This window comes from Anditalea andensis (assembly GCF_000714815.1).
In the GTDB taxonomy this organism is placed as follows: domain Bacteria; phylum Bacteroidota; class Bacteroidia; order Cytophagales; family Cyclobacteriaceae; genus Anditalea; species Anditalea andensis.
In genome coordinates, this window is record NZ_JMIH01000028.1 from 243,183 (window position 1) to 252,539 (window position 9,357).

General features: G+C 43.0%; 5 protein-coding genes. 3 read left to right on the plus strand and 2 right to left on the minus strand.

The annotated features are described in order from the left end of the window. Positions 1 to 47: 47 nt before the first annotated feature. Positions 48 to 1,478 (minus strand): alanine/glycine:cation symporter family protein, encoded by a 1,431-nt coding sequence (locus EL17_RS20245; protein WP_035078609.1) that lies wholly within the window; start codon positions 1,476 to 1,478, stop codon positions 48 to 50. Positions 1,479 to 1,961: 483 nt separating this feature from the next. On the opposite strand from EL17_RS20245, the gene EL17_RS20250 reads away from it, so the two are divergent. Continuing rightward, entirely contained in the window at positions 1,962 to 4,895 is a 2,934-nt protein-coding gene (locus tag EL17_RS20250; RefSeq protein ID WP_035078611.1) for a S9 family peptidase, read from the plus strand. Between the two features lie 707 nt (positions 4,896 to 5,602). Further along, positions 5,603 to 6,301 carry a hypothetical protein gene (locus tag EL17_RS20255; RefSeq protein ID WP_035078614.1) on the plus strand — a complete coding sequence of 233 codons (699 nt, stop codon included), beginning with the start codon at positions 5,603 to 5,605 and terminating at the stop codon, positions 6,299 to 6,301. Positions 6,302 to 7,008: 707 nt separating this feature from the next. Here EL17_RS20255 and EL17_RS20265 read toward each other — a convergent pair. Further along, entirely contained in the window at positions 7,009 to 8,148 is a 1,140-nt protein-coding gene (locus tag EL17_RS20265; RefSeq protein WP_035078620.1) for a glycosyltransferase family 4 protein, read from the minus strand. Between the two features lie 856 nt (positions 8,149 to 9,004). On the opposite strand from EL17_RS20265, the gene EL17_RS20275 reads away from it, so the two are divergent. Beyond that, on the plus strand, positions 9,005 to 9,274 hold the full coding sequence (locus tag EL17_RS20275; RefSeq protein ID WP_035078626.1) for a hypothetical protein: 270 nt from the start codon (positions 9,005 to 9,007) through the stop codon (positions 9,272 to 9,274). The last annotated feature ends 83 nt before the right edge of the window (positions 9,275 to 9,357 follow it).

The following is a 9,357-nucleotide window of genomic DNA, read 5'->3' on the forward strand; positions in this document are numbered from 1 at the left end:
CAGTCTACACCTTGGTATATTTATACATTATATAATAAAACAATACATTAATCTATCGTATTCCATACCTCTGTATTTTTGAGGTCCAGCGTTTTAGAATTAAATGTTGGATCCAGTCCTGCATCCTTCTGTTTTTGATAATCTTTCAGGGCAGCCAGGGCAGGTTTTCTCAGAAGGATAATCGCGATGATATTCAGCCAGGCCATGAGGCCCACGCCTATATCGCCAAAGGTCCAGGCCAACTCTGCCGTCCGTATAGCACCGTAGAAAGTGGCCAATAAGATCATGACCCTCAGCAGGTACACCGGCCATTTTTGTTTGCCGTCTTTTTGGAGATAGCTCAAATTTGTCTCTGCTATATAATAATAGGCCATGATGGTGGTGAAGGCAAAAAACATGAGGGAAATGGCGATAAAACCTGACCCTATAGTGGGAAAATGTTCAGCTATGGCATTTTGGGTAAATTCCGGTCCATAGGCCACACCTGGAAGGTTTTCTACGATAAATCCTCCCTCTGGGTTGATCACATTATACTGTCCGGTAAATAAAATCATAAAGGCGGTAGCGGTACAGATAAACAAGGTGTCTATGTACACTGAAAAAGCCTGAACCAACCCCTGCTTGGCCGGGTGGCTGACCTCCGCCGCAGCTGCTGCATGTGGTGCTGTACCCTGGCCCGCTTCGTTGGAATAGATGCCCCGCTTTATACCCCAAGCGATGGCCATACCAAATACACCCGCAAAGCTAGCTTCCATATTAAATGCCGATAAAAAGATCAGTTTAAACATGCCCGGCACCTCCTGGATATTTATACTGATGATAATGATGGACATCAATATATAGGCTGCCGCCATAAAAGGCACTACGATCTCTGCCACCTTTCCTATCCGCTTGACACCTCCGAATATGATCAGGCCAAGAAGGACACAGATCACTGCTCCTGTCATTTCTACCGGTATAGCAAAAGCCGCATAGACACTCGTAGCTATACTGTTACTCTGCACCCCGGGCATAAAAAAAGCAGTACTCAATATCGTAGCGAAAGCAAACAGCACCGCATACCACTTGATGCCCAGTCCCTTCTCTATATAAAAGGCAGGTCCTCCCCTGTACTGCCCCACTTTCACTTCTTTATAAATCTGGCCCAGTGTAGCTTCTATAAAAGCAGATGCCGCTCCCAAAAATGCGATTACCCACATCCAAAATATGGCTCCTGGTCCTCCCATGGCTATGGCGGTGGCCACTCCGGCTATATTTCCGGTACCTACCCTACCTGATATGGCTATGGCAAAGGCCTGAAAGGAGGAGACACCTTTTTCAGAAGATTTACCCCCAAACAGCAGCCGTACCATTTCCCCTATGTACCTGACCTGCAAAAACCGGGTGACTATAGAAAAATAAATACCTGCACCCAGGCAGAGTACTATCAGGGCATTGCTCCATACAATGTCATTCACATTATTGACTATTTCTACCATAAGAAAAAACGGGCTTAATAGGGGTTAAGGGGATTGTACTAATAGAACCAATCCATAAAGAAAACTATTTTTTATAAGATATTTGAAAAATGGTTGTTTTTAATACCGGGTTTTTAAATTATTGGTGCCATTTGGATATTGTAGGCACAAAATCAGGGGATTCTGGAAAGGGTAGCCAGGAAATAAAACTTCTTTGGCAGGATGCCTGAATACCTAAGAGGGAGTGGATACTACCTTGATGGTCTACCCTCATTTGTCCGAATTCTTTACCTCAGTTGACCTAGCGGTTAACTATTGCATGATACGGAGGTTTCAAGCGGCGGTTAACATCACCCATACCCTAGTCTTTCAGATTTTTGTTTTTACAAGCACCACACATTCCAAATTTACTTATATTAGCTCGTTAATTTATCCATCATAAAATTTGCCCATCAAAAAAAAGGTGCCCTATGAGCATCCTTCTTTGTAAAAATTTCCATACCAATGAAAAAGTTAATAGTATGTTATTTTATGCTGGGGCTGCTCATGGTTCCCGCCTTTGCTCAGGAGCCCATTGCCCCTGTCCCCATGAACTGGAAAGATGTCCCCTCATGGAAATCCATTTCCGGCAATTCGGTAGAGCTATCTCCTGACGGCAAATGGATGGCCTATGGCATGGTACCGGTAGAGGGGGACGGAGAACTTATTATCCAGCAAACAGCAGATCCATCCATCAAAAAGCGCTACCCCATAGGGTCTTCCAGCTCACCCAGCCTGTCCTTTTCCGAAGATGGCAGGTGGATAGCCTTTAAAGAATATCCCAAAGAGCAGGAAAAAAAAGCTGCAGCCAAAGACAAGAACAAAAAAACCAAGGAAAAGCTGATTTTGGTGGACCTGGCCACAGATTTTGCCAAAACCGAATATGAAGACATCGCCTCTTTTTCCTTCAATGGCAAAACTGCTTCCCATCTGGCCATCAACCTGGCCAAATCCTCGGGAGATGCCAAAAGCGCCGACCTTTTACTCGTTCAGCTCCCTTCCCTGAAAGCACAAAACATAGGCAATGTGGTCGAATATGCCTTCAACAAAAGCGGAGAATATCTGGCCTATGCCATAGAGGCCGCCAACCTGTCCGGCAATGGTGCTTATCTCTTACAACTGAATTCGGGCAAAACCACCATATTGGACTCAGATAAAGCTACCTATAAATCCATCAGCTGGACCGAAAAAGGGGATGCACTGGCCATGCTCAAAATGGTAAAAGACAAAAACTACAAACAGGATCAGGGTAAGGTATTAGGTATCAAAAATCTATCTTCCCCTACGGTCACATTATATGATCCCCAGAAGGATTCGGTCCATTTTGACAAAGCCTATACCATCAGTCCAAATCAGAAACCCCAATGGTCTGAAGACACCAAAACCTTGTACTATGGCATCCACCCCTTAGTAGCCGCCAAAAAGGAAGAAACCAAGGAAACCAAAAAAGGGGAGGATAAAGGTGAATCAGAAGCTGAAAAACTGGCCAAAATAAAATCGGATACCACTATCCGCACCATGGCGGACCTCCAAAAAGCCCTTTCAGCCATAGATACGACCAAATCAAAACCCCAAGGAAACAAAGACGACCTGACCAAGCCTGATATGACCATCTGGCACTGGCAGGACAAAAGGCTTCAGTCCAGGCAGCAGGTACAGGAAAAGCAGGATCAGAACTTCAGCTTCAGGGCCATGTATGAGGTGGAAAAATCCAAACATACCACCCTGCAGGACAGTAGCATGAGAGAACTGACCTTATTGCCCAAAGAAAAATTTGCGCTTGGGGCTGATTACCAGCTATATGAACTGGATATGAATTTAGATGGCCAAAACTATAGGGATTTCTATTTGGTGGATCTACAGACCGGTGATCGAAAACTGTTGTTTGAAAAATATTATCTGCCTTCATACGCCTCCATGCCCAGACCTTCTACTGACGGCAACAAATTGCTTTATGCCAAGGAAGGCCATTTTTATGTATATGATCTGACCACTGACAAAACCCTGAATTTGACAGAGGGCCTCGAGACTACTTTTGTGGATACTGAAGATGACCATAATGTGGAAAAGCCGATGATGGCCCCGCTGGGATGGAGCAGTGACAGTAAATATGTCTTACTGCGGGACGAGTGGGATATCTGGCAGGTACCTGTCACCGGCAATGCAAAAGCGGTAAACCTTACCCAGCAGGGGCGTAAAGAGAAAATCAGACACCAGTCCAGGTACAGCCTGGATCCTGATGAAAAAGGCATAGATCTTTCCAAACCCCTCTATGTCCGGACCTATGGAGAGCGAACCAAGAAGAGCGGCATCGCCAGAATAGCACCCGGTAAAAACGGTTTGGCGGCAGGGACCACCACCCTGCTTATGGAAGATGCCAATATCGGCAGGCTGGCCAAAGCCAAAAATGCACCCGTATATTACTTCACCAAAGAGACCTTTAACCAGCCCACCAATTATTTTGTGGCCAATGCTGACCTCAAGAATGCCGTACAGGTAACCGAAAATGCTCCTGACGCCAGTAAATATTCCTGGTCTTCTGGAGCCAGATTGGTGGATTATGTTTCTGACAAAGGTGATTCCCTTCAGGCCGCCCTGTTTTTGCCGGCAGGCTATGAAGAAGGAAAACAGTATCCCACTATCGTCTATTACTACGAGAAGTTATCCCAAACGCTACACAATTTCCCCAATCCGGGTTTTAGTGGAACAGGCTGGAACCCATCCCTGTATACCAGTAATGGCTATGCAGTGTTGATTCCGGATATCGTATATACCATGGATGACCCGGGCATGTCTGCGGTTTGGTGCGTACTGCCTGCCGTAAAAGAAGCCATCAAAACAGGCATCATCGACGGGGAAAAGATGGGCATACACGGACACTCTTGGGGAGGGTACCAAACCTCTTTCCTGATCACCCAGACAGATATGTTCAAAGCAGCAGCAGCCGGGGCACCGCTTACTAACATGATCTCCATGTATGATCTGATCTACTGGAATTCAGGAGGCGGAAACATGTCCATTTTTGAAGCCTCTCAGGGTAGATTTAAGGGTGCTCCATGGGAAAACTGGGATGCCTACCAAAGGAACTCACCTGTATACCATGTCAAAAATGTAAATACACCCCTACTCCTCCTGCATAACGATAAGGACGGGGCCGTAGATTTCACCCAGGGCATTGAGTACTATAATGCCTTGAGAAGATTGAAAAAACCGGTCATCATGGTGCAGTACAAAGGTGAAAACCATGGATTATCCAAATTGGAAAACCGAAAAGATTATAGTGTGCGGATGATGGAGTTTTTTGACCATCACTTAAAGGGAACCGACCCATCTGAGTGGATCAGTGCCGGCATAGAGCAGCTGAATCTGGATACCCATCTGGAAAGCAGGATGTTTTAAACAACTGCTCTTTCTATCAGGTAGCCGGGCAGGTATTTCCCCTTTTGTGCCCCAGACGCACTAACTATTGTGGAGTGGAGAGGTCTTTTATACGGAATAAGATTTCGGCTAAAAGAATTCTCCACTCCTTCGATAGGGACTTATGACGATTAAACAGCGTATTTAAAAAATTATATTGTCCTATTTACTTTTTAAGTTTTGTATTGGCCTACCCCCTATACTCCCTCCTTTCTAAAGACAGAAGAGTGTGTTTATAAAAAATATGGGATCGGAATACGGCGTCTAATGAACCGGTACGGGTCATCCATGTGAACATCCCTTTGCTGTGTGCCTGTAGATGACTAAGTGTAACCATATATTCCCACTTAGTCCCAAAGCCTTTTGCTACACCCCAATCTTTAGATTGCTATTTGTCGACATGTGATACGCCAATGATCAAATATGAAAATTGAAGACAATTAATTAAAAAATTATACATCCACCCAAAACCTTCTATTATAGCTGAAAAAACTATAAATATTTGCCCATTATATTGATTTCTTAACCTCATACAAAAAATATCCGATAGATCAATCTAATATTCTGGGCTTCCCATGGGCTGAATTCATTTCTCCATTTGGTAAAGATGCAATGATGTTGTATTTTGCACTCTTGTTGCAGAGAGTAATCAATGCATATATACCTAATTAATCTTAATACAAAAACAAATGAAAAAACTTAACAGACTATTGACAATTGGGGCACTTGCCAGCCTTGCCACTTTTTCCTTTACCTCATGTAATAATGACGATGAGGAACCGGTTGTCTGGGAAAACATTGAAAGATCGGAGTTGATCTTTACCGAAGTGACCGGTGGAGCATCATTATATCCACATGGTGATCATTTCCACGGACTGGGTGGTGCCGTAGAAGGAGAATCGCGTACCATTTCCTTTAACAGTGCAGGAGTAGCTACTGAAGGAGGTCATATTCATCTTGATCCAGAAGGTATATACAAAGTTCAGTTGAGAGCCTGGGACTTTACCGGACGTGAAGTTCAGCAGGACTTTTTGGCGGACAAAGCAACAGCCAGTAGATATAAGGCATTTTTGGTAGGTGCTCCATTTGTGCTGAATCAAAATACAGAAGATCAGTCAGGAGCCATTTTCCAGCCTAGAGAAATGGAATACGTAGACGGAACAGCTGTAGCAGGTGCACTTGAAACTACCGGTATCCTTACTTACATCACATTAGGAGAGTCCAATGAAGGAGAATTTGCCGTTACTTATGTACTTCGTAACATTGATCCCGGCGTGAAAGAGAACATCACCCGTGGTGACTGGAATCATGCCGACTATGCGACCCGTTTTGCTGGTTCGAATGTAGTAGAATTGAAATTTGAAATCCATGCAGAGCACGATCATTAATAAATGTGATGATCATCAGCTAAGGTAACCGTATGGTCATTAACAAATGCTGAGTGGATATACATTTTTAATATTGGTAAATACAATAAAAAAGGGCCTTTGAGCCCTTTTTTATTGTGTAAAACCAAATACCATGACAATAATTTGCACCCCCTTTAAGATCGGTACCAGCCACTGGACCTATTTTACTATAGACATGCGATACGCTAAAGTTATATAGGAAGTATTCATTCTCTACGTCATTTTAAAAATGGACAACGTCAAAATACCATGATCATTAATTCTTACTTTATAAAAAAAAGCCAAAGACAATAAAAAAACAAAAGCGTCTGAGAAAAATTAAAGGTCGTTAAAGCACCCGGTAGATATTAGCATCCGAAAGCAATGAGGCCCCAGTAAACATTCACAATAGCTTTATTGATGATTTTATGTATAAAGGAAAACGTTGTTGATAAATTTCACCTTATGGATCTATTGATACTGACCCATCACCCAGACGAAGCCTTACGTCCCTTTCAAATATATGTAAATGCTATATTTTTACCGAAATAGAATTGTATCAGGATTACATATCACGTATAGCAGGTACTGCAGGGGTCCTGAAGGAACCTGGTATGATGCTGGTATGGTGGTAAAATGCTATGCTGCCCCGGTATTTGGGTTAACCATGAAACAGTATACGGCTTTGAATGATCAACCTCAAAAGATCAATAAAAGAACCCCTGAAAAAACGCCAACCTTGCTTTGAGTTTCTTCCTTTTTATGCGAAATGGCTTTACTTTGGACTTGAGGAAATGGAAAACTGTATAAGCCATGACGGCCAACAGACATATAAACAACAACAGGACTGGCCATCCAAAATAAGTGCCCAATAGATAAGTACTGAAAATCAATACCAATAATAGCGCGGAAAGTAAAACACTGGTTTTAAAATGCGTAAGACCCAAATCTATAAGTATATGGTGCACATGGTTACGGTCTGGAACAAAAATCCCTTTACCTGTCATCTTTCTTACCAGCATGATCCGAAAAGTATCAAAGATTGGAATGGATAGGATCACCATTACCAATAGCGGGAAATTTTCTGGCAACAGCTCAAAACCGATAATTTTTTCAGGGTCCATGGCCAATACCTTTAAGGACAAAAACGCAATTAAAAAACCTATAAACAAAGAACCGGTGTCTCCCATAAAAATTTTATGGGTTATTTTTTTAGAAAAATTAAAGCGGATAAAGGCCAGCAGCGATCCTATGAGCAGGGTGCAGACCAGGAAATAAAAATCTTCACCTCCTAAATAAAAGACAGTACCCATGGCACCAAAAATAATGATGCCCAGAAAAGCGGCCAAACCATCAATACCGTCTATCAGGTTATAGGCATTGATAAAGCCTACCATAAATATGAAAACCAAAGGCACACTCACCCATGCTGAAAGCATATCCACCCCTAAAAACCCATGGAGGGAAATTTTAGAAAAATCCGGATTCAAGAACAGAAAAGCGACGGCCATCAGTTGGCCGATAAGTTTTGCCCTAGCAGAAGATACCACCAGATCATCCTTGAGCCCCACTATAAAGAGCAGGGTGACGGCCGGAATAACAAAAGAGGAATGCATGAAAGCATATTCACTGCTTAATACAGAATAGCAAAGGATAAAACAGATAAAAAAAGCCACACCTCCAAAAGAGGGGGTGATGATCCGATGTGAACTCCGATGATCAGGTTTTACTACCAGCTCCTTTTCCCTTGCCACCCATACGATTTTTGGGATCAGGAAGTAGGTGATGCTGAAAGCAATCCCAAAGCACAGCAGTGCAATTGCCAAAAGTGGCACATATTCAACCATTCTCTAGCCTAATTTTTTTTAAATTTCCTCACTGCTACTTCTAAAAATACTGTTGCCCATCGGCATCCAACCTTCAAGTATTTATAAGTCTTTATGAACTACAAAACTAGCTTCTAATATTAGAAAAAAAGAAGATAAAACAAAATATATATTTAAACAGAGGCATAAGCCCCTGCTAATGAAAGGGTATGCCTGGCCAAATAGGGGGTAGCCCTGCAGTGGTCGAGTAAAAGGATATTAGGATCGGGGTGAACGGCAAATCATGATTTCCCTTGGGGTGACCCCCATGGCTATTGATAGTTGGCCCCCTGTAAAGTCGTGGATAAGGTATATGCCACCTAAAGTGGATAGTTCAGATAGTTGGAAGCGTATCAGTCAGTGTGGAGGGCCATGGACCCAGGGGCTTACAGAATAAGACCTGAATAATGCACGTTACCGGAGCCTCCTTCGTCATTTGACGTTCCCAGGCTTGTCATGTTTTAGGTAATTTACCATCCCTGATAAACATCAGTGTAATGGATGCTATTTTTCCTACTAAGTTTATATAATTTTCAGAGAGCATTGGAGTTCTTGGTGAAGGAGAACTCACTCAATATACCCCTTAAAAAAATACAACGTTTTCTTAGATTTTCGCAAAAAGACGGAGCATCGACGGGGAGTATACGGGGAGGACATAGGAGAGCTATAGGTGAACCTAGGGTAGAAAAGCCAAAAATTGATTGTAATGGCGGAAAAATTGTATAATTTTTATAATTGCTATATTAAAAAAAATATATTATTCATGGCCGTACGCATGAAGGAAGAACCTGAAGAAGAGTTGGAATTTTGTTTGGACCGATAATGATTTTTTTTCCACATGCTCGATTTCAACCGTATATTCAATGAATCCAAAGTGAGGGTACATACCCCTACCGCATCACCACTATTTACAGGCCCCGGTTTTGGCGGAAGGCAGGATGGGTTCAAAACTTTATGCGGCCAAAACAAACGGTCAATTCATTTTTTAACCGGGGGATATACCCCCGGCTACGCTATCACGCCCAGATGGGGCTGTAGCGGAACAGGTGTTTTTTACAACAATTCATGGGACAACACCAGTAGTAGCACCACAGCCGCGTTTTTATAGAAGAACCAAGTGGGCCCATACCCATTTGCCATACCACGACATCACCGCTATTCACCGGCCCCGGTTTTGGCGGAAGGCCGGAT